This is a genomic window from Brevibacillus laterosporus LMG 15441 (genome assembly GCF_000219535.2).
Lineage (GTDB): Bacteria > Bacillota > Bacilli > Brevibacillales > Brevibacillaceae > Brevibacillus_B > Brevibacillus_B halotolerans.
Window position 1 is genome coordinate 2630607 of sequence record NZ_CP007806.1, and the last position, 25282, is coordinate 2655888.

5 protein-coding genes are annotated in these 25282 nt (G+C 44.5%); all 5 read right to left on the bottom strand.

Features of this window, described 5'->3' with window-relative positions:
• Window positions 1-6: 6 nt before the first annotated feature.
• A complete protein-coding gene (locus BRLA_RS11695; RefSeq protein WP_003337652.1) occupies window positions 7-11415 on the bottom strand; it encodes a hybrid non-ribosomal peptide synthetase/type I polyketide synthase in 11409 nt (3802 codons plus the stop codon).
• Between the two features lie 60 nt (window positions 11416-11475).
• Window positions 11476-13065 (bottom strand): serine hydrolase domain-containing protein, encoded by a 1590-nt coding sequence (locus BRLA_RS11700; RefSeq protein WP_003337653.1) that lies wholly within the window; start codon window positions 13063-13065, stop codon window positions 11476-11478.
• Between the two features lie 7 nt (window positions 13066-13072).
• Window positions 13073-14308: an ACP S-malonyltransferase gene (fabD, locus tag BRLA_RS11705; protein ID WP_003337654.1), complete on the bottom strand. Its 1236-nt coding sequence runs from the start codon at window positions 14306-14308 to the stop codon at window positions 13073-13075.
• A 78-nt stretch (window positions 14309-14386) separates the two neighbouring features.
• Window positions 14387-23848 (bottom strand): non-ribosomal peptide synthetase, encoded by a 9462-nt coding sequence (locus tag BRLA_RS11710; protein ID WP_003337656.1) that lies wholly within the window; start codon window positions 23846-23848, stop codon window positions 14387-14389.
• A gap of 13 nt (window positions 23849-23861) precedes the next feature.
• Complete coding sequence (locus tag BRLA_RS11715; RefSeq protein WP_003337657.1) at window positions 23862-24896, bottom strand: TauD/TfdA family dioxygenase; 1035 nt, start codon at window positions 24894-24896, stop codon at window positions 23862-23864.
• Window positions 24897-25282: the final 386 nt, after the last annotated feature.

The following is a 25282-nucleotide window of genomic DNA, read 5'->3' on the forward strand; positions in this document are numbered from 1 at the left end:
CCGAATTCACAGTTTTCTTGAGAGCAAGTTTTGCAGCTTGGAAAGACCTTCGATCGACATTTTTGAATAGCCCAAATCTGATGGAGTGACAGTTGTTTCCTCTTTTTTCATACAATGCTCGATGATGCTTAGCACATTCTTGTTCAAGCTGGTCAGCAACTGCAATATCGTCTCCTCGTTATATTCCTTGCTGTTGTACGTAAGTGAGAGAGTAAATTGACCTCGTTCCACCATGCCGATAAATTCGAGTGAATGCTTTCTGGTATATTCTTTGCTGATCGCTTCTCCTGTGTAGTGAGGTGAGATTTGTACAAGATGCTCAGGCATGTCCTGATCGAATTGTCCCAGGTAGTTAAAGCTGATTGGCGCAGTGTAGTTAAGTGACTCATCCTCATTATCCTCTGATCCATATCTAAGAATTCCATAGCCAATCCCGTTTTTTGGAATTTGACGCAAACTCTGCTTAGCAAATTTGATCTGATATTCCAAATTCTCTGCCCGCTCTGTTGAAAGAAGCACCGGATATATGCTGGTAAACCAGCCTACTGTTCTGGAAATATCCAGCTCAGGCAGAATATCTTCTCTACCATGACCCTCTAGGTCAAGCAGAATTTTGTCCAGTCCGGACCACTCTTTGATAGCCAGACCAAGCGCCGCAAGAAGCACATCATTTACCTGCGTGTTATAGGCCTGATGAATGTGACGCAGTAGCTGGTCTGTTTTTTCAGGATCAAGCGTAAAGGACTGCGTCTTGGTGTCTATTATTCTGTTCTGGTGAACGACCACATCTACGGGAAGCGAGGAAACAGGCGTCTGTACCGTTTTTCTCCAATACGCATACTCTTTTTTCAGCCTTTGGTTTTTGTTATAGGCTGTAATCTGCTCCGCCCATTGCTTAAAGGAATCTGTTTTCTTTGGAAGCTTAATTTCCTCTCTCTGTTGTATCTGTTGGTACGCTTTGGCGAAATCCTCCAAAATAATTCTCCAGGAAACCCCGTCTACAACTAAGTGATGAATGACGAGCAACAAATGATCACCGTCCACACTTGTAAACAACCCTACTTTTACCAAAGGACCTGTTTGCAGCTCAATACTTCTTTGCAATCTATTCGCATGCTCCTCAACTTTTTGTGCAAAGTCAGGATCATCAGCAAGATCAACAACCTGAAACGTAAAGAGCTCCTCCTCCATGCCACGGTTATACGGGATTACCCGATTCTCCTCGAAGGTAAATACCATACGTAAGGCATCGTGATGTTGCAGTAACGTCGTAAGAACCTCTTCCACCATCCTCGGATCAAAGCCCTCTTTCCGATACAACATGATAGCGTGATTATAATGATGAACATCGTTTCGTTCACCAGCAAAGAACCAGTGCTGAATGGGAGTCAGCGGAGCATGTCCCGTGACGATGCCTTGTTCGCTTTTTTCACTCTTCTGTTTAATCAGTGGAGCTAATTCTGCAATTGTTTTTCGTTGAAAGAGATCCTTCACATCTAGGTGAAGCAGTCTTTCCTTTAGACGGGCGTTCATCTGAATCGCCTTAATGGAATCTCCTCCCAAAGCAAAAAAGCTATCATGAACACCAATCGTTTCAACTCCAAGCACTTGTCTCCAAATATCAGCAAGAATCTCTTCTTTTTCGGTGCGAGGTAATACTAAATTTGTGCCCGAAGATAAATGAGTATGCGGTTCCGGTAGCTTTCGTTTATCTACCTTACCATTTACTGTAAGCGGCAGCTTGTCCATCCGCACGATGTATGCCGGAACCAAATAATCCGCAGCGTTTTGCAGTACATGCTGTTTGATCTGAGCTGGTGCTACTTCGGAATCAGGTACATAGTAGGCGCAAAGCTCATTGTGTCCCTGAGCACTTGTTCTGACGACCACAACAGCATCGGAAATATTCGGATGTTCCAACAGTTTGGCTTCAACCTCCGCCAGTTCTACACGGTGTCCCCTGATTTTGACTTGTCCATCTGTTCGACCGATGTATAAGAGATTTCCGTCAGGCAACCGCCTTGCCAAATCGCCTGTCTTATACATCCGTGCTCCTGGAATATACGGATTAGACAGAAAACGCTCGGCTGTCAGGTCAGCACGGTTATAGTATCCTCGTGCTACTCCTTCTCCCGATATATACATCTCCCCAATACTTCCTACGGGAACGGGCTGAAGATATGGATCGAGTAAGTAAATCTGTACGTTATCGGCAGGCAATCCAATTGGGACAGAGCCTTTGCTATCTCTCTCTTGATTGAACACATAAATCATGCAGCCAACGACTGTTTCGGTTGGCCCGTATTCGTTGTAAATTTTCACTCCGCCGTTAAACCGCTGAACTGTTTTCGTTGCCAGCTCTGCTTTTAAATCCTCCCCGCCTACAATTAATTTTTTTATGCTAGAACGTGAGCAGTCTAATCCCTCTAGCGTATGCAGATGAGAAGGAGTCAATTTCACGATGTCCACCTGATTGTCCTCTACAATCTTGCGGATAACCATTGCTTTATTCTCTTCTGAATAAATGACGATTCTGTTTCCGGAAACCAATGGCGTATAAATCGAAGTAACGGTCAAATCGAACGCCGGAGACGAGTACAAGGCAAAATCGAGCTGTTCCCCTTCGAGATATACCTTTTCTGCCCAGCAAATATAATTGGTCAGACCTTGATGTGTAATCATGGTTCCTTTCGGTTTCCCAGTCGTCCCTGAAGTGTAAATAAGATAGGCGAGATGATCTGAATCCACCGATTTTTCCGGATTAGATGGGTCACCCTTATAGAGTGCAGGGTCATCGGCCATAATCAAACGTCCTGAAAAATCGGTCAAATTCGCCAAATTGGCTTGGGTAATGATGAGCTGTGCCTGACTGTCTTCCAACAGATAATTGATTTGCTCTCGTGGATATTGCGTATCTATAGGTAGATATGCTCCCCCCGCTTTCATTACGGCCAGCATGGAAATAACCAATTCAAAGGAGTGATCTAACAAAATCCCTACCACTACCTCTTTTGTTACACCAGCTTGTTGCAGGACCCTTGCCAGTTGGTTCGCTCTGTCGTTTAGTTCGCGATACGTAAGCTCTTGATCATGATGTACCAAGGCTACTCGATCTGGCCCCTGCTCTACCTGACCCTCAAACAAAAAGCTTACTGTTTGGTTTTTCGGATATGATATAGACGTTTGATTCCAGTCATAGATGATTTCGTCCAGCTCTTCACCCGCAAGCATTTCAATTTCACATAGCTTTTGATGTGGTTTTTCTGTCGCTTCACGCAGAATAGCTAGGAAATGCTTGTACATACGTTCCACCGACTCACGTTTAAATAGCTCGGTGCAATATTCCATGGTGACAGACAAATTCTGATTCCACTCTGAGACAAACATCGTTATATCAAATTTGGCTACCTGAAAATCGAAATCATAAGGAGTTACGCCATACGTGCCCTTTTGCAATCGTTGATCATCTATGCTCTGCATGACAAGCATGGTATCGAACAACGGATTTCTGCTGAGATCTCGATTGATCTGTAGCCGCTCTACTAAGCTTTCGAACGGATAATCCTGATTTTCATAGGCTTGCAGTACACTTTCCTTTACCTCATTCAAAAAATCGTAGAAGGTTTTATTTCCTCTAGGGTCATTTTTTATTGCTAGAGTATTCACAAACATACCGATAACCTTTTGCAGTTCCAGATGATGTCGTCTGGACACAGGTGTTCCTACGATGATCTGCTCATCTCCTGTGTATTTGGCTAACAGGATATTATAAATGGCCAGCATCACCATATAGGTTGTTGTTCCCGTTTCCTTGGCCAGCTTTTCAATTAATTGACGATCGGACTTGGAAATCTCAAACGAAATCCGATCACCTGCAAAGCTCTGCACTGCCACCCTCAGGTAATCTGTAGGCAACTGTAAAATCGGAATTTCATCCGAATATTGCTTCAGCCAATAGTCCTCCTGTTTTTTCATGTCGCCTGATTGCAAAAAGCCTTCATACCAAACAGCAAAATCTGTGAACTGAATGTCAGGAATCACCATCTCTTCCTCATGGTACAAAGAGAATAAATCCTGCATGAGTATCTGAAGGGACAAGCCATCAGCAATGATGTGATGGATGTCAAAAACCAGAAGATCTTCTTCCGACTGAGTACGGAACAATCCAACTCTCATCAGGGGAGCCTTAAACAAATGAAACGGGCGAATAAACGATTGAATTTGTTGATTCCATTCATTCTTCTCCACTTGTTCAATTGTAAGTGGAATTTTCACAGCTGGATGAACCCGCTGAATCGGTAGACCATCTCTGAAATCAAAGGATGTTCGTAGCATCTCGTGCCGTTCTGTCAATTTGACCAATGCTTGCTCTAATTTCTTTGCATCCAGTTTATCTTTGAGAACATAGGCACTCGGCAGATTATAGGTGATGCTACCGGCCTCCAATTCCTGAAGAAGATACAGCCTTCTTTGAGCTGGAGTAACAGGATAATGTGTCTTTTCATTCGATTTTTGAATAGACAGGCAGTTTCCGGTTTCTATAGCTTCAAGCTGTTTAGCGAATTCTTGTATTGTCGGTGCTTGGAAAATAACACTGATCGGAACCTTAATCTGAAGGCGTTGTTGAACCTGTCCTATCATCAGAGCTGCCTTAAGAGAGTGGCCTCCTTTTTCAAAGAAATGATCGGTTATACCCAGCTTCGTATCGCCAAGCACCTCTTGCCAAATCTCCACGAGCTGTTCCTCTAATTGGGTTGCTGGCGGCGTATATTCCCTTGAAGTAAATGAATCGGCTGTTGGCTTTGGAAGGGCTTTTCGATCAAGCTTTCCATTCATAGTCAACGGTAACGCATCCATAATAATGAAGCAGACCGGAATCATGTAATCGGGTAAATGACGTGATAAATACTCACTCAGTTCCGTAACGTCGAACGGCTGCTCCTGAACATAATAGGCACACAGATTTTTCTCTCCGGTGTTATCAGTGAAGTCGATGACAGCCGCTTCTTTTATCTTGGAGAAGCTTAGAATTCTCGCCTCAATTTCACTTGGTTCTATTCGATATCCACGAATCTTCATTTGATTGTCAACTCGTGCAAGATACTCTATATGCCCATTCGGTAACCATTTCACTAAATCTCCCGTACGGTACATGCTTCCTGAACCAAACAGATTTGAAACAAACCTCTCTGCCGTAAGCTCCGGCTGATTCACGTATCCTTTAGCTAAGCCCGAACCAGCGATACACAGCTCCCCAGAAACACCGATAGGTACAAGCTGGTCGTAGCGATCTACAACGTAATAGCTTACCCCTGGGATTGGTTTGCCAATATCCACCTTATCTGCTGTCGTCAGATCGCTTACAGACGCCCATACTGTCGCTTCCGTAGGTCCATACACATTGTAAATCTGAGCTTTAGACAGACCTTGTATCTGATGGAGCAACGTATCAGATAAGAATTCTCCGCCGATCAAAATGGTTTTAATCTGTGAAAGCACCTCTTTGCATTGCTCATTACTCAATAACAGGCTCATGCGAGACGGTGTTATTTGCAACAATTCTATCTGCTGCTCCATGATTAATTCACTCAACGCAAATGGGTCTGTTTGCTGTTGTTCATCAGCGATTACCACCTGAAGACCTTTTGTTAGCGGTACAAGTGTCTCCAAAACAAAGATGTCAAATGAAATGGTTGTCAACGCCAAAATATTTTTGTTTTGCTCCAAAGGAATCACTTCTGTCATTGCCTGTATAAAGTGAACGAATGCACGCTGTTCAATCATGACCCCTTTTGGATTACCAGTAGAGCCGGATGTATAGATTACATACGCAAGGTCTTCCCCGCTTGCCTTTGAAACCACATTTTGCTCGCAAGTTTCTGATTGAACAGACAGCATGTTACTATCAACAGCTTCGCATGGCAGCTCAAATCGCTCGATAATAGGTGCTTGTGATAGGACGAGAGTCGCATTGCTGTCCTCTACCATAAAGCGAATTCGTTGGGCTGGAAAAGCCGGATCAAGAGGAAGATAGCATCCCCCACTATGCAAAATACCCAGCAGGCAGACGATCATATCTACCGAACGATCTGTCATTAGACCAACGACACTTCCTGGCCCGACGCCCTTTGCCTGTAGCATTGCCGCTACTTTCATCGCGCGTTGATGCAATTCTGCGTATGATACTTTTTCACCATTACATACAACTGCGATTCGATCTGGTGTTTTGTGCGCCTGAAGCGTTAGTAACTGTTGAACGGTCATTCCATCGTGATTACTAGTATTGCCTTTGTACTGAGTCTTCTCTACCAATAGATGTCTTTCTGTTTCCGTCAGCATTTGAATCCTATAAATTGGCACGGACGGGTTGGAAACAATGCTTTTTAGGATTTGCACAAAATGCGTACCCATTCGGTGAATTGTTTCCGGTTTAAAAAGCTTCAGCGCGTATTCCACGCTTACACCTAAACCATCGTCCTGATCAGAAATCATCATTGTGATATCATATTTTGCCTTCGTAGCATCAATCGGATAAGGCGTAACAGCGATCCCTGGGAGCTGTAATTCTTCTGTGTGAATGGTATGCATGATAAACATCGTATCAAACAACGGATTGCGGCTGATATCACGCTGTACGTTCACTTGTTCCACCAATTCTTCAAATGGATACTCCTGATGCTGTAATCCCGCGAGTACTTGGTCCCTAACTTCGGCAGCAAACTGATTAAACGGCTTGTCTCCCTGTGGACGATTTCGCAATGGCAACGAATTGACGAACATCCCTATCATTGTTTCCGTATCCTTGTGCAGTCTGCCCGCTACAGGAGAGCCAATGACGATATCCTCCTGCCCACTGTATTTAGATAGTAAGACATAATAGGCGGACAGTAGTAGGACATAGAGTGACACTCCTTGACTTGTGGCCAATTCCTTCAAAGCATTCTCTAAATCAGGAGGCAAATAAAACTCATGTACCTGTCCATCGTAGGACAAGATCGGAGGACGGGAATAATCCGTCGGTAATTGTAGAACGGGTATTTCTCCAGAAAACGTTTGTAGCCAGTACGCTTCGTGCTGTTTTTTGATTTGAGAGCTCTCGTTTCCTTTTTGCCAAGCAGCGTAATCCTTGTAATGAACACGCAGTTCAGGCAACGTTTGACCTTGATAAAGTGAACAGAATTCCCGGAGCATAAGATTAACTGATTCTCCGTCTGAGATGATGTGGTGCATGTCCACAAATAAGACATGCTGCTCCGCAGACAATTCAAACAGGCCTACCCGTAATAACGGTGCACGATTCAGATCAAAGGGTTGGCTATACTGATTGATTTGTTCTGATAGGCTTGCCTCATCTGAATGGAAGAAATCTACCTGGAACAACATTTCGTCATGAATTCGTTGTACAACGATATTTTCTCTCATTTCAAAAGAGGTTCGGAATGCCTCATGCCGGTTAACGATCGTCAGAAATGCTTGAGTGACCGCCTGTTTGTCAAGGGGCCCCTCCAATTCAACAGCCGCCGGCATGTGATAAGCTAGCTGTGCTCCCTCAAATTGACTGAGTAGGAAAATGCGTCCTTGCACGGACGATGCTGGATAAAACTCTTCCCTAGGAATGGGAGGAATAGATCGGGAGCTATCGCTTTGACTGCTTTTGCCCTCCTTTGCTTCCAGATAAGCAGAAAATTCTTCAATCGTCTGACACTCCAGCACCTTGCCAATCTCGACAGTGATTCCATAATTCATTTGGAATGTATTTACCACTCGCATGGCATGAAGAGAATCTCCACCAATCTCATAGAATCCTGCCGTAACCTCTATCTCCTCATATCCTAGAACCTCGCCCCATACATTGGCCGTTTTTTGTTCGGTTTGAGAATAAGAATTGTTGGCACGTCCAGCCAGCTTCACCTGTTTGCGGGCAGGGTCGATCGCAACAGCGGCTTCAGCTACTGCGCTACCTGCTGTTTTTTTACTGCTTACGATTTGAAGCTCATCGGCTAAGGCAAAGGGAAGCACTTGTTGCTGTAGCAGCACATGATCGAACCGAATCTTCCCAATAAATACACGACTGATCTTTTTGGACATCACCTTCTGAAAAGCAGCAACAGCCAATGCAGTTGAAAGAGGGACAAAGATCCCGTTCTCATCATTACCAGCCTCAAATGCCATTCCCGTTTCCTTCCAAGCAGACCAATTAATCGTGATTACCGGTTTGTTCTGTTTTCTTCGATAATCCGCAAAAGAATCCAGATAGGCATTCGCAGCCGTGTAGTCAGCCTGCCCCGCGGAGCCGAATAAGGAGGTTCCTGAAGAGAAAAGAACAAAAAAGTCTAGCTGATCCTGCTCTGTCAGCTTGTCTAACAGCCATGTTCCCTGAACCTTCGGGGCCAACACTGCCGAGAACTCCTCAGGTTCTTTGCGGATGATAAATCCGTCTCCTGGAAGGCCTGCGCTGTGGATGATTCCGTCAATTCGCCCAAAACGTGTCCGCAGGTCTTCCAGTACATATTGCAAATCAGCTTCTTTGGATACGTCCGCCTGATAGTACAAAATCTTGCTACCCATCCGCTCTATTTCCTGAATAGCTGTGAGCTTACGAATTGTTTTTTGGCAAACATCATTTCGAGTAAGCATACTGTCCCAGTCATCTTTTTCAGGTAAATCAGAACGACCGAGCAAAGCCAGCTTCACACTTTGCTGTCCAGCCAAATACTTGGCAATCGCAAGCCCTAAGCCGCCGGTACCACCCGTGATCAGGTAAACACCGTTTTCACGAACTGTCACATCACAATCGGCAGAAGCGGAAAGAGCCTTTCTGCGAAACTCTTCTACATATCGTTTTCCTCTACGATAGGCGACAACTTTACTTGTCTGCTCTTTCGTAGCTTCAAGCAGAAGTTCCTTTACACCCACCATCTCGTCAGCATCCACACACGTACTTACCAACTGAGGATACTCTTGCTGGATTACTTTTGCTAAACCAAAGAGTGTTGCATATTCCGGATTGAGTGTACTTTCCGCTCCTGTCACCTCATGCACATTGTGGGCGACTACTGTAATGCCAAGCTTTCTGGCTGCATTAGAATGAGCAACTAATTGTTTTGTTAACGAAAATAAACTATGAACGCCACGCATCTGTGCAAGCTCAAGCTCGGACAAAGCTTGTATACTCTTGTGATCCTTTACGCCAAACATATGGAAGACATGGCCGATATCACGTGAGTCAAGCTCCTCTAGCAAACGGCGATAATCCTCTTCCTTGGCGCTTAAAACAAACTGGTGTTCTGTGCATTTTTCAAAACATGTTCCAAATGAGACCTCAATGACATCATTTCCCATTTCACGAAGCTGTCGTGCCAACTGATCGCCTAATTCCCGTTCGTCCTTCAAGATCAAAACCGCTCCAGCTATGGTCTGTTGACTCGCTTCGTCAACCATCGCTTCCTTCCAGCCTACTTCATAGAACAAGGAATCCTTTAGTTCCTCAGCTTCATCCTTGACCTCTGGTATCTCAATCCAGCAACGCTTCGGTTCAAATGGATAAACGGGTAGGCGAATCTTCTTATACTCTGCACTAGAATAAAGCACATCCCAGTCTATAGAAGCTCCTTGCATATAAAGGAGGGCTAGCTGTAGATAGATTTCTCCCCGCTCCGATTTATCCGCTTGTGAAAGCTTTCCGAGCAACTCGACTGCTTTTCGCGTTGCCTCTTGATTTTCCTGTTTGGCATAGCCATACCCGGCAGTAGCGATATCTCCCTTTTGGACAGCATCCGCATCCAGTGAAGCAAGGGCCTCCTGAAATTCACCCGGATGGCTTAATACCAGTGCTATCCTGTATTCGTGGTGCCATCTTCCAGTATTGGCAGTGTAGCAGGCATCAGCTATCTCGTTTTCGTTTAACGTACGGCTAAAGCTCTGATGCCTCCTAATCAGTTCGGCCAAAGCAGCAGTAGATTTCGCAGATAATGTATAGAGGTGAGGCCATTCTAGAGCTGTTTCTATGGCTGAAGCAGTTGGGGCTTCCTCCAGCACCATGTGACAATTGGTTCCACTCATCCCAAACGAGCTAACGCCGCACCGTCTCGGCTGCCCATTTGTCTCCCAATCGCTAAGCATATCGTTTACATAAACAGGTGAGTTTTCAAACGCTATGTTTCGATTGGGCGTGGTAAAATGCAAGGATGGCGGTAGTTTTTTGTTATACAATGCCAATACCGCTTTTACAAAACCTGCTATACCCGCAGCATTGTCCAAATGACCCATGTTTGTCTTCAAGGAACCAATCGCACAAAACTGACTTTTCTTTGTAAACCTGCGGAATGCTCTGGTTATTCCGTCAATTTCGATCGGGTCTCCTAGCTTGGTACCTGTTCCATGTGCTTCGATATATTCAATGCTCTCCGGCTCGATTTTTGCTTGCTTCCAAGCGCGGAGAATCACATCCTCCTGAGCAAGGACATTTGGGGCCGTAATTCCCACAGAGGCACCATCCTGATTGACGGCACTACCTTTGATCACAGCATAAATATGATCGCCGTCACGCAGCGCCATTTTTAACGGCTTCAGCAAAACCGAGACAATCCCCTCGCCCGATCCAGTCCCATCTGAGCTGTCGTCAAAGCTTCGCGCTCGTCTATCTGAAGAGTCAATGTTTAAGTCAACACTTAGTGAGCTAAGCGGCAAAAGATCAATCTTCACGGCCCCAGCTAATGCCATATCGCACTCCTGATTGCGTAGTGCCTGGCAAGCCTGATGAACAGCGATCAATGAAGAGGAGCATGCTGTGTCAATCGCCATACTAGGCCCTCTAAAATCTAGTAAATACGCAATTCTACTGGCAATCATGGCCGGAATATTTCCGACCATTGCCATCTGTGCCAGTTCAGGATCAATTTCAGTGATCATTTGGTAATAATGATTAGCCTGAAAACTATTGATTCCAACAAACACACCCGTACGACTGCCTGTTATCCTACTTCCGCCATAACCAGCGTCCTCAATCGCCTCCCATGCACTTTGCAAGAACAAACGCTGAGAAGGATCGATTGCACTTGCCTCTTTAGGCGATATACCGAAAAATGAGTAGTCTAAGGTGTCCACTCGATCTAAATAAGCCGCCTCCAAATACTCGCCATCCTGCATCCCTGCATGCCGGACAAACGCCTCTGCATCGTTTCTCCTCGACTTGGGGAACGGACCGATACAATCGATTCCGTTTGCTATGGTTTGCCAAAACATATCTTGATTTTCTGCCAGGGGAGCCTTCACGGAAATGCCAATGACAGCAATCTCATCATGAGTGACGTTACTTTCTTCCTGCTTGATACGTTTCAACAGCTCAATAGCCGTCTGTTTTTCAATGCTACCTATCGTTGACTGCTCGATGACGTATTTCAAGAGATTATTCATTTTCGTTTAGATCACCTCTTTATTCTCCGCATGCAATGTTTTTTGAAAAAATGATCTTGTTTACGCCTTTACATATCGCCAGGTATTCTGAAAAGTAAGCATCATACCTTCTTCTTCTTCCGTAAACTCCATTAATCCAAATTCATCTACATAGAACAGATTATCCTTAAGAGGAACACAAACCGTCTCGGTGTCCTCATCAATTAAAACAGGGCCTCTATCATCCACTCGGAATGAAAAATTGAGAACGTTGTCCGTGTAATCCCCTTCAAACTTATACCACAGGGATGAATCAGATTGATACAGACGTTCGGTCGTTCTTTGGCATGCGGAACTGTTGACCATGATGTACGGAGCAGCTTCCCCGTCTTTAGGAATAAAACCGATATGATCGAGCGGTTCCTGTTCGTCATCGTAGGTGATAAAAAAATGCTCTCTGACGTAACATAGTTGTCTTTCTTCGCCATTCAAATTCAAATACAGCTCATTATCAGACATTCGCACCTGAGCCGCGCCCTTGAGAAAACCGATATACGTTCCTTCATAGCTTGACCATTGCGATTTATCCACGGGCGGTTCCTGGAAGCTGGCTGCTGCAAAAACTTTCGGCATTTGCTTAGGTAGCTCAAGCATTTGGTCAAGAATCTCATGTGCCTCTGTCCAGCCATAATCCTGCGAGGAAAGAGTTATGACACCTACTTTTTGTTCCGGTACAAGAAGAATTGCACTGTTGTATGTGCTGATTGCCCCGGCGTGCCTTATCATCTGAACTCCCTTGTAAGTATCCCTAAAAAATGTAAGTCCGCTTGCCAATCCAGACAGGGTGAAGCGGTCCGCCTGTAGCGAATGCATCTCTTCGATGGATTCTGGCGAAAGAATCTGTGTCTGACCAACACGCCCCCTATTCAGATGCATAAGGGCAAATCTAGCTAAATCATTTACCGTTGACATCGCAAAGTAGGACGGGTAATTCGCTGCGTTTTCTGGAAAGTTATGCTGAACGCGTAAAGAACCGTCAGGATGGCGGTCATGGGCAAGCGCCAATGAATAGGTGAAAGCTACCAAAGGATCATACAAAGTCCGGCTCATTTGAAGAGGATCAAATAACCATTCTTTCATGAATTCTGGAAAAAACTGACCCGTCACCCGTTCTGCTACATATCCCGCCAGATTCAAATGGTGATTGCTATAGGAATGCAAAAATCCTGGTGGTGCCATTAGGGTTAATTGAGAGATTTCTTCCCGGACATATTCCCCTAATGCCCCTAGATCACGCTTGCCAACCATATCACCACCGTCTGGAAATCCTGCCGTATGGTTGAGTAGCATACGCAATGTTACTTTCCTAGCGGCCTCTGGATCGCTAAGACGGAATTCAGGTATGTAATTTATAATCGGTATATCGAGCTCTACCTTCCCCGCTTCTACAAGCCGCATGATGGCACTTCCAGTAAGTGGCTTCCCCAAAGAGCCAATGCGGAAAATTGTATCGCAAGTTACAGGGGTCCCCCCTTCTTCCTTGTTAATACTGCCAAAGCCCTTAGCATAGACGACTTCCTCACCCTTGAGAACGGCTATTGTAAAACCTGGGATGCGTGTTTCGTCAAACGTTTGCTGAATAATTGCATCAATGCTTTCAATAGATAGCATTCTGACATCAAACCTCCACATGTATAGAATTAACGCATCCTTTTTGTTTGTATCCCGTGATCTGATACAATTGATCCATTCTTCTTTCCTGTTCCTCCAAAGGCGTCTGTTTTGCAGCTAGCATCATCTGCAAGCACTTCATCGCCTCGTCTATTTCCCCCAAATCAGGTCGTCTTCCACACTCCTTCAGCTTATGCCCAAGCTCTTGCAATCTATGATACGGCTGCACAAATCCTTTTTGGTATGCTGCTTCGTCATTGTTACGATTCTTTGTGCAGATACCAATCCGGATGCACGTCTGCACCACAGTCGGAAATTCCTCTTCAAGCTTTTGACGATCTGATGGTTCATCAAAGGAAAAAGCCCTAAGTGTCGGAACGTTTTTCCTTGTCAGATTACGAAGCACCGTTTTTGGCCCGAACTCAATAGCAAGTTCTACTCCTTGGTCATGAGCATCCTGCATAATTTGCGCCCATTTGACTGGCTCAGTCATTTGTCTAGTCAGTAACTCGGCAATGCAAGCTTGATCATCATACGGCTTTCCAGTCACATTGGAATAAACCGGCCATTTCAATGTATCAACATTGACCTTCACAAGCTCAGCATGTAATCGTTCGGCTGCTGGCTTCATCAGCATGCAATGAAAGGGAGCACTTACCTGTAACGAGATAAGCTGCGCACCTTGTCGCTTTATCATCTCGCTCACCCTGCTGACTGCCTCCCGATGACCGGCAATCACCACCTCATGCAAAGAATTGTAACAAGCGATCTCCACTGCCTTCTGTCCCTCAGATACGCTGTGGCACATGTCAGCTACTAGGGTAGCGGGGATATTACGTACAGCTACCATACTTCCTTCACCCGGCGAAACCGCTTCCTGCATGAACTGTCCTCTTTTGGAAACAAGTAGAACAGCATCCTGAAACGAAAGGGCTTCTGCGCAAACCAGAGCAGAATATTCACCCAGACTATGACCGGCTAGATAGGATGGCTCGATTCCAAACTCTTGCATGAACACCCGAAATGCCGACACGCTTACGGTCAGAATGGCTGGCTGTGCTATTTCCGTACGTGTTAGTTCTTCCCGACTGCTTTGCTCACAGCACTTTTTTAGGTCAAATCCCAAGGTATCACTTGCTTCTTCAAACGCCTGCCGAGCAATTTCAAAGTCTGTATACAAATCCAAGCCCATTCCTGCATATTGGGAGCCTTGTCCCGAGAACATCATGGCGAGCTTTTTCACTTCTTCCTCCTCACTCTCGTAGAAGCTTGAGAATCCTGAGGGCAGTCATTTTTCGATTGCCCATCAGGAAACTGACTCTTAGCGTTTGATTTCCATTTCTTCCAATAAGGCTAATGCATCCTCCATGCTCAAATCGCCTTCTTCTACCTTTTCTAGCATCGTCGCTAGTTTCTGGTCCATGCTTTCCTCCGCCTCTACTTCTTCTGCTACTGGTTCTAGCTGTTCTTGAATGTATGCTGCCAACTTACTCACAGTAGGGTAAGCAAACAAATCAGTGACACTGACCACGTTAGGATAAATTTTTGCCAATTCCCCCTGCATCTGAACCAAAAGTAGAGAATGTCCTCCCAGATCGAAGAAATTATCATGTAAACCGATGCTAGGGTTTTGTAATAACTTCATCCAGATAGATAACACCTGTTCTTCTATATCATTTTCAGGTATCTGCAACTGAGCTTGATCACCATGCACTACTTCTGGCATCGGTAGCTTCTTATAATCTATTTTTCCATTAGGTGTAAGGACCAGTGCTTCCAGTTGAACAAAAAAGGATGGCAGCATGAAAGCTGGCAACGTCTGACTTAAAAACGTACGTAGCTTTACTTCGGCTATCGGCTCAGTTGATACGTAATAGGCACATATCGCTGGATAACCTACATGCTCAATCACCTTAACGACAGCTTCTTGTACCAAATGATGCTGTAATAACCGTGCTTCAATCTCTTCTAATTCAATTCTGTACCCTCGAATTTTGACCTGAGTATCCCTTCGCCCTAAGAACAGGACGTTACCATCAGGCATCCATTTTGCAAGATCGCCTGTTTTGTACAGCCTTTGCCCCGGTTTAAACGGATGGGCTATGAATTTTTCAGCTTGAAGCTCCTGCCGTCCAATGTAGCCTCTTGCTAAACCTACCCCTCCTATGCATAACTCACCGGGCACACCGATCGGTTGAAGTCGGTTGTACAGTGGGTCCAAAATGAGTATTTCTGCATTAGCGATCGGTTTCCCAATCGGAATCTCTGATGGGGTCGACTGATCAATCGGATAGACCATACTCGTGACTGTACACTCGGTCGGTCCATAAGAGTTGACTACCTGATAGCTCGTCGGCGAAATTTGCTTTAGCCTATCGCCACCCACTAGTAGCATCCGCAGAGAACGATTTGGCAGTTTCATAAATTGCTCTCCTATTGCAGTCGCCAAATAACTGATCGAAATTCCGTTTGCCTCGAAATACTCATGTAATTTTGGCAGGTCTAGTCTGATCTCTTCTGGAATGATATGAATACAAGCACCACTTATAAGATATGGGAAAACCTCCCAGATAGAAGCATCAAACCCAAATCCTGCATACTTAGTGGTGGCGTCCTGCTTTGAAACCTTAAAATAGTCACGGTACCACAAAGATAGATTTAACAAGGAGCCATGCTCGATTAAAACACCCTTAGGCATACCAGTCGATCCTGATGTATAGATGACATAAGCCAAATCCCGTTGTTCGACAGGAAGCAGTAGATTGGAATCATCCTCCATATCAAGCGTAAGTGTAGTCATATCTAACCATGACTCGCTGTTGCCGTTATATGCCTCTTTTACCCCAGCAGAGGCCAAAACCGTCTTCACTTTACTATCTGCTAAAATATATTGAATCCGCTCTGCTGGATACGCTGGATCAATTGGGAGAAAAGCCGCTCCGGCCTTTAACACTGCGAGCATTCCCACTACCATTTCCAGAGAATGATGAGCGATGATACCAACGATTTCGTCACTTCTCACTCCCGATCTGCTAATCACTCTGGCCAATTGGTTCGCCTTTCGATTGAGCTGGTCGTAGGTCAAGCTCTGATCCTTGAAAACGAGTGCTGGGCGCTGAGAAGCTATTTTTGCCTGTTCTTCTATACACGCATGAATGGATGGATATACTGGATAGTTCGTTTTTGTGTTGTTAAAAATTTCACTGATCTGCACTTTCTCCTCATCCTGCAAGATCTCTAATCCACAAATCTGGCCCATTGGCTGCTCTATTACCCGGGAAAGTAGCGTACGAAAATGTTGCAGCATTCGCTTGGCTGTCTCCTCAGAAAATAGCTGAAGATCGTAGGACAAGGTAATATGCAGGCCGCTCTTTGTCTGTTTGGCAAATAAAGTGAAGTCGAATTTTTCGATCGGATTTGGATCATGCAAGCTGACAAACTGTATATCTCCTGCACGGAAGCTATCCGTTTGATCCTCCTCGAAAACCAGAACGGTTTGGAAAAGCGGATGACGACTGGAGTCCCTAGGTAGCTGGAGGTTCTCAATCAGCTTTTCAAATGGATATTCCTGATATTCAAAGGCTTGGAGAGAAAGAGCTTTTACTTCTGTAAGAAAGTCTATGAAACGCTTGTGACCTGCTGGTTGGCTTCGCAAGCCGATCGTATTTACAAACATCCCTATCATTTCTTGCAAATCAGAATGGAACCTCCCAGCAACTGGCGACCCGACGATGATATCCTCCTGCCCCGAATATCGTGAAAGAAAGACATGATATACCGCCATGAGTAACATGAACTTAGTCGTTTCTGTCTCCATCGTCAACCGTTCCAATGCGGCCATGTCATCTCCAATCAATGTAAAAGATACCTTGCCTCCTGCATGTCCCTTCATCGAGGGCCTTGGAAAATCAAGAGGAATCTCTAAAATTGGGATATCGTGCGCAAATGCATCCAACCAATATTGCTCATGCTTCTGGAAATGAGCCGATTGAAAACGCTCATTTTGCCAGGTGCTGAAGTCCTTATAATGTACAGACAATGGAGATACCTTAATGCCCTGATAAAACGCCGCCATGTCCCTAATTAGGATTTGCATGGACAAACCATCAGAAATAATGTGGTGCATATCAAATAAAACCGTGTGTTCTGTATCGCTTTGACGGACGAGTCCGACACGAACCAGCGGAGCATCGGCAAGATCGAAAGGCCGAATAAAATGGGCAATGATCGTATCAAGCGTCTGTTTTTCCGAAACCTCGAACATCTCGATTTCTACTGGACAACTTTGGGAGATACGCTGAACAGGTTCACCATTTACCAGGTCAAATGAAGTTCGCAGAGCCTCATGACGATCCACTAGCTGCTGATATGCCTCCTGCAATCGCTGTTTATCCAGCTTGCCCGTTGCCCGTAAGATTCCTGACATATTGTATGAAGTGTTACTGCCCTGCATTCGATCCAGCAAAAACAAGCGTTTTTGTGCAGAGGAGACTGGATAGTGCTCGCTCTGGGTTACTTGCTGAATGGGGAATTCGATCTGTTTAGATTTTCCTTTGATCCGTGTAGCCATTGCTTGTAAAGTAGCGTGGCTAAATATCTCGGTCACTGAGATATCCGCGTCAAACGATTGCTTTATAGCTGTCGCAAGCTTAACGGCACGCAGGGAATCTCCCCCTATGGTGAAAAAGTGATCCGTCGCTCCAATTCGCTCTAAACCAAGAACATCAGACCATACTGCTGCCAATCGCATTTCCCAATCCGTGGTAGGAGGCACATATCCCTTCGTCTGAAGGCGTTGCTCGCTCGGTTCTGGCAGTTGATTTTTTGCTACCTTTCCATTCGGAGTAACAGGAATACTCTCAATTTGCACAAAGCTTGCAGGGATCATATAGATCGGAAGCCTCTCTGCCAAATACTCACGTAATTCCATTAGGTCGCTCTCCTTCTGGAACACGATATACGCGCATAAGTAAGCTTCGTCCTCTGCATCCTCTCTTTTTATCACACAAGCATCAGCGATCGCCGGATGATCTAGGAGGACAGCTTCAATGTCTCCTAGCTCCATTCGAAATCCCCGTATCTTCACCTGCTGGTCAATTCTGCCCAAAATCTCTATATTTCCATCAGGTAGCCATTTTGCCAAATCTCCTGTTCGATATAACCTCTCCCCTGAAACAAACGGGTTTTGAATAAATTTATCTGCTGTTAATTCTGGCCGATTGACATATCCTCTAGCTATGCCTGGTCCAGCAATGCATAGCTCCCCTGGAACGCCAATCGGCAGCAGTCTTCCTTCCTGATTAAGGATATACACGTGATAATTGCTTATCGGTTTTCCAATAGGAATGCTTCGCTCTTCTCTACCCTGAACATGAAAATAGGTAGCGCACACCGTTGCCTCTGTTGGCCCGTATGTGTTGTAAATCGCTACTCGGTCTGCGTAGCTGGTATAATATGCAGGCTTTAGCACATCTCCGCCACTGATGATCAATCGAAGACTCGGGATAACCGGGTATTTATTTAGTTCATTTAGCAGTAGGGGTGAACAACTAATGACGGTTACCTGATGTTCGCGCAAAATGGAAGCCAAAGCAGACACATCCCTGATTTCCTCACGGTGAGGAATTACCATGCAGCCACCATTCAAGAGAGTCGGATACATCTCCTCAACGAATGCATCAAACGAATACGATGCTTGCTGCAAAACCACGTCATCAGCGGTTATTTGGAACTCTTTATCAAAAGCATGCAGATACGCAAGCAGATTTCCGTGTTCCACCATTACCCCTTTTGGTTGTCCTGTAGAGCCTGATGTGTATATGGCATATGCCAAATCAGTTAGCTTATTAACACATGGTGGGTTAATGTCCTCCTCCTCTGCAAGCGAAGGGTCATCCAAAGAAAGTATGTCTTCAATAAAATCAAGTTGTTCCGCGATACGGGATTTGGTCACGAGCAATGGAAAACCACTGTCTTCCCAAATGGCTCGAATTCGGTTCATCGGTAGCTCTGGATCAATTGGCAAATAAGCTCCGCCCGCTTTCAGCACAGCCAAAATGACTGCTACCATGTCGGCAGAACGCTCTACGATCAAACCAACAACCGTGTCTGGGCCTACTCCCTTTTTCTTCAATCTGCTAGCCAAACGATTTGCATATTCATTTAGGAACCCATAGTTATACGACTTTCCGTCCGCGATGATAGCTGTTTTTTCTGGTTGTCGTTTTGCCTGTTCTTCAAATAGCTCTTGTACCAATTTCTCCGTGCTATATGTAGAAGTCGTCGTATTAAACTCGTCGAGTATCTGCTGTTGCTCCTGTTTGGACAACAGACTGATTGCCGACAGTTGCTCATCTGGGGACGCAGCAATCTGCTTCAGCACGCTAATAAATTGCTTAGCTAGGCGGACAATTGTTTCATTTGTAAACAATTTGGTAGCATACTCAAATTCAAAGCACAGGCCGTTTGCTTCCTCTCGTGCGGTGACTGACAAATCGAATTTAGCCACTTGCTGTTTACATTCAACCGACTGGAATGATAGCTCTTCGCCAATCGAAAACGAATGGATAAGCGCAGATTCTAATGTGAACATCGTGTCAAACAGAGGGTTTCGACTGGAGTCACGCTCTACGCATACCTTGTCGACCAGCAATTCGAATGGGTAGTCTTGATTTTCTAAAGCTAGAAGCATGTTTTGTTTCACTTCTGTCAGGAAATCTTTAAATAACTTCTCGCCCGACGGATAATTGCGCAACGCCAAAGTATTAACGAACATGCCGAGTAGATTGTCCAACTCCTCATTACGCCTTCCCGCCACAGGCGTTCCCACCACAATATCGGTCTGTCCAGAGATATGCATAAGCCATACATAATAGCTAGCTAGCAATACCGTATACAAAGTCGTTCCATTTTGTAATGCAAGTCGGTTCAGTGTCTCAGCCTCCGATTGATCCAAAACCATCTTGACAAGCCCCCCGGCAAAGCTTTGAACGGCACTGCGCTGATAATCAATAGGCAATTGTAAAATCGGGATCTCACCAGCAAAGCTTTCCAGCCAAAACGTCTCCTGTTTTTTGCATTCTTCTGATAATAGCCATTCACTCTGCCAGACAGCATAATCCGTATATTGAACTGGCAGTGCTGGTGGCTCTATTCCTTGATATATCTTGACAACTTCCTGAATAAAATTAGAAATCGTTACACCGTCACCAATGATGTGGTGCATATCAAAGAAAAGCAGATGTCGATCTTCAGCCGCCTTTGCCAGTCCCAATCTCAGAAGGGGAGCTGTTGTCAAATCGAATGGTTGTATAAATCGGTCGGCTATCTCATCAACTGTTGTTAGGTCAAATGACGGATCAAGAGAAAGCGACTGGAGGGAGAGAGTGATAGTTGGTTCCACTCGCTGAACAGGTACCCCATCAACCCATTCAAACGAGGTCCTTAATATATCATGGCGTTGTAAAATCTGTACAAAAGCCTTCTCCAAGCGCTCCTTGTCTAATTTTCCCTCGATTTGCATCACAGCCGAGATGTTGTAGTTGACGCTGGCTCCATCAATTTCGTGTAATAAAAACAATCGTTTCTGTGCTGATGAGACAGGATAATACGAACGCTTCTCTACCACTGGGATGAGCGATGAGTTAGCTGATTGCTGCGTGATAACATATTGTGCCAGCTTTTGTACCGTTGGGTTTTCAAAGAGTGCCGAAATCCTCAGTTTCATTTTCAGCATCCGGTGAACCCTGCCGACCAACTGCATTGCCTTTAACGAATGACCTCCCCTTTCAAAAAAATGATCTAGAACGCCGATGTTATTGATCTCTAACACTTCTTGGAAAAGCGCGAGCAACGTTTCCTCCGTCTCATTACTCGGTGGTTCATAAGAAACGGCTTGTTCAAAAATGATAGTAGGCTTAGGCAACAGAGCTTTATTGATTTTTCCGCTTGTGTTTAATGGCATCTTCTCTATTTGTTCAAACCAATCAGGAACCATATATGCCGGTAAACGTTGCGACAAGTAGTTTCGTAGAATGGAAGACTCCAGCAGTTGATTTGCCACATAATACGCGCACAAATATTTTTGCTGTTGCTCGTCTTCTCTTACGATTACACATACTTCCCGTACCGATTCGTACTGAAGTAATACATGTTCGACTTCAGTTAGCTCAATGCGGAATCCGCGAATTTTCACCTGATTGTCGATTCGCCCTAAATATTCAATGCTACCGTCAGGCAACCATCTAGCCAAATCTCCTGTCCGGTACATCATTTCATGATCAGCAAAAGGACTAGCAACAAACACACTCTCTGTCAGCTCAGGCCGATTCAAATATCCACGAGATACACCATCTCCAGCCACACACAGCTCTCCAGGAAAGCCGATGGGAACTAGCTTGCAATTCTTATCTACAATATAGGCTTTCGTATGACTAATAGGCTTGCCGATCGGAACATTCACCTCATAGTCCGAGGTGACGGGAAAAAAGGTAGAAAACACTGTGTTCTCTGTTGGACCATATCCATTCACGATCAATAATTGTGGACATTGCTGACGAACTCGGTTGACGTGTATGGGAGAAACTGTGTCCCCACCCACAATCAATGTATGTACATCCGAGAAGAGGGATGGATTCTCCATAGCAAACTGGTTGAACAGCGGACTAGTCAGCCATAGTAGTGTGACTTTATTTTGTTGTAACGTTTGTCTAAAATGATCGACGTCTAAAAGCTGTTCTTTTGTAAGTAAGCAAAGCGTAGCTCCATTTAACAGCGATCCAAAAATCTCAAATACAGAGACATCAAAGACAAGCGAGCTTGTTTTTAATAGACAATCCTGTGCTGAAATCCGAACCGTCTGTTGATTTTGCACCAAATGAATGACATTACGATGCTCCACCATGACCCCTTTTGGCAAACCACTAGAACCGGACGTGTAAATAATATAAGCCAAATCTTTTGGACTAACAGAATGAATCATGTTTTCCTTAGAATAGGAGCCCAATGCAGAATTCTGGATGTTGAATATGCAGCCGTTGTACTCCTGAAGCAAAGACGTAAAGCCGGTCTGTGTAATTACTACTTTGGCGCCACTATCATTGAGCATGTATTGAATTCGTTCTAATGGAAAACTAGGATCAATAGGCAGATACGCCCCGCCTGCCTTTAGGATGGCTAGAGTGGCGATAATAGATTGCATCGGCTCCTCCACGAGAACCGCAATCACACTCTCTCGTGATATACCCAATTCGATTAGCTTCCATGCTAGCTGATTTGCTTGTTCATTCAGTTTTTGATAGGTCAAACTTTGATCATCATGAATTAATGCAACATGATTAGGGTGTTCCTTTACTTGTTGTTCAAACATGAGCGGTATGGATTGATAGAGGACGTATTCATCTTGTTTATCGTTAAATTCTTCTAATATCTGTTTCTCCTCTTGCAATGTCAGCAACGAAAGTTTTGATACCTTCTGTTCCACATCCTCTGTCATACACTCAATAATCCGTCCATATAGGGTAAGCAATCTACCAATCGTCTCATTAGAGAAACGATCGGAACTGTATATAGCCTTTATCTCTACCTGTTCATATTCAGAAATGACCAAGGTGAGATCGTAGTTTGTCATTTCAAAAATAGAATACTCCTGAAGCGATAAAGCATCTGTGTTTCCTACTTGTTGATCCAGTGGATAATTCTCTACCACCACAATTGAGTCAAATAACGACGGGACATGGGCTATTTGACTGTAGCCTTTAATTTCTGCCAAGGAGGTAAACTCAGCGTCATCCCGTCCCATCATGGTCGTGTTCACTTGCTTTACTACATCAAGAATCGGAAGCTGTTCACTGGCTCTCACCCGCAACGGTAGCGTATTAATAAACAGTCCAACCATCTGCTCGATACCGGGAATTTTAGCGTTTCTCCCCGAAGAGGTGACGCCAAACAAGACATCCTCGCATCGGTTGAATTTTTGCAGCAATAACCCCCACGCGCTGTACATAAAAGCCGAGAATGTTACCCCATGCTGTTTGGCAAGCATCTCAATTTTCTCTTTCGTCCGTATAGGTAGCATCAACTGCCGGGTACTTACAACTGCGCTATCCACTTCGTCCCTATTGTAATCATGGGGTAACATTGTTTTTGAATCGAATCCATCCAGATACTCTTGCCAATAAGTAGCTTGTTTGTTTTTATTCTGCTTTTGTATCCATTGGATAAACTCTTTATATTTCGTTTTTTCCTTATATTCCGTTAATTCATTATTCAGTAACGATTGATAAACATCCCAAAATGTCTGAAGCAAAATCCCTGTACTCCAGCCGTCAAATAAGATGTGATGGTTCGTAATCATTAACACACATTCTTGTTCATTCAAGAGGACAAAGGTAATACGAAAAGGGGCTGAACTTAAATCAATCCCTTGGTCCAGATCATTGCTTTTGATGATTTCTAGCTCGTTTGCCTGTTCTTCCCTATCCCTGTTTTGAAGTGAAAAAACTCGAAAAGGAATGGGATGCTCCTTCAAAATAATCTGTACAGGACTTCCTGTTTTTTCCCAGCGGTAAATCGTGTGAAGCATCTCATTTTGCTTGGCAACGATGTTCCACGCCTGTTCGAACAGCTCTGTCCGAATAATTCCACGGATCGTTAGCGAAAGTTGTTCTATGTATTGTCTGGAATCCTGATGTTCCAGATAATGAAACAACATGCCTTCCTGAAGCGGAGTCAGACCTAGAATATCCTCAACATTTTTCCGATCCAATGTGGCTACTCGACTCATGGATACACCCTCCTCAGTTTAATGCTGAATCAAATTCAAATGTGTAGTTCGTCGATGGATCAGCCATCGCAACCACTACCTTCCGAGGGCCTACAAAAGGGGCACGGCCATGTGATACAAGCATATTATCTAGCATCAGAACGTCTCTCTTCTCCCAAGGAAAATAGACGGATGTGCGCTCGAAGACATTTCGGATTTCCTCAAGAATAGCTAGATCTATCGGCTGCCCATCACCAAAGTATGTATTACGTGGGTAGTTCTCTTCTGGTACGGCCATCATGATGTAGTCGCGAATTTCCTCTGGCAGGTTGGTTACATGGAATAGGTGAGCTTGATTAAACCAAACCCATTCGCCCGTTTTTGGGTGCTTCGCAACGGCTGGACGCAGGGAGCGAGTTCGTAGGCAATCGCCGTTTAGCCACTCATATTCCATCCCCATTTTCTTGCAGTACTGCTCCACTACTGTTTTATCCTCTGTTCGAAACACATCTTGCCATGGCAAGTCGAGCCCTCCGCCGTAATTACGAACATACATGACTTTCTTTTCCATAAAACGCCTTACGATAGCAGGATCAAGCAGCGATAAGACCTCTCGGCTGTCAGCAATCGGTGTCTCTCCTCCCTGTTGAGCCGGCTGTGCACAATAGAACCAAATTTTCATCGCCCATTGGTGGGCATATGAGTTTTCGTTATGCTGCGGAATGCTCTGGTCCGCTGGATATTCCGTCGAAGTGTACACTCTTCCCTGCACCTCTGTTCGTGGAGTAGAGCGTTCACCGTACTCTACAAGCTCAGGAGCGAATTGCTTCGTTAGGTTTTCGAAGCTCTCAATGGTCAGTACGTCAAAACCTCTGAAAAGAATACCACCGTATTTCAGCAAGCTTTTTTCGATTTTTTCAGCATGCTCCTTTACCCATGCATGCAAATCAAGCTGTTCATCTATTGGTCGAATAACGAGCGGAAGCGTCCCCTGTACATTTGGCAATAGCTCTACTCTTACCTTCTGATCAAACATCGTTTCCTGAATCGCTACCACTTCTTTTTGCATCTTAATCCCCACTTTCTTCATTCCTATTTATAAACTTTTTATTCCTATTTCTACTAATCAACGCTTTTTGATTCAAAGAGGTAGATTCAAATCAGATGGCGATACCTGCCTTGTCCTGTTCCTGACAGTATATAACCAAGTCGTGAAATTGCTCCCTGAAATTCCGCTAATTCTAGCATTGTAATAGCATAGAAAAGTCATTTTTCTAAAAAATTCAGTTATATCGAGATAATATCTAATAGTATATTCAATAAATGGAATAATTTCCATATATTTTCCAAATCCATAAACGAAAACATAAAAGTTAAATCAGCAACACTAGCGTGCAAAATTTCTTGGGGTTTCCTACAACACGAATAAGACGGAGATGATGGTCGTATGGTTCG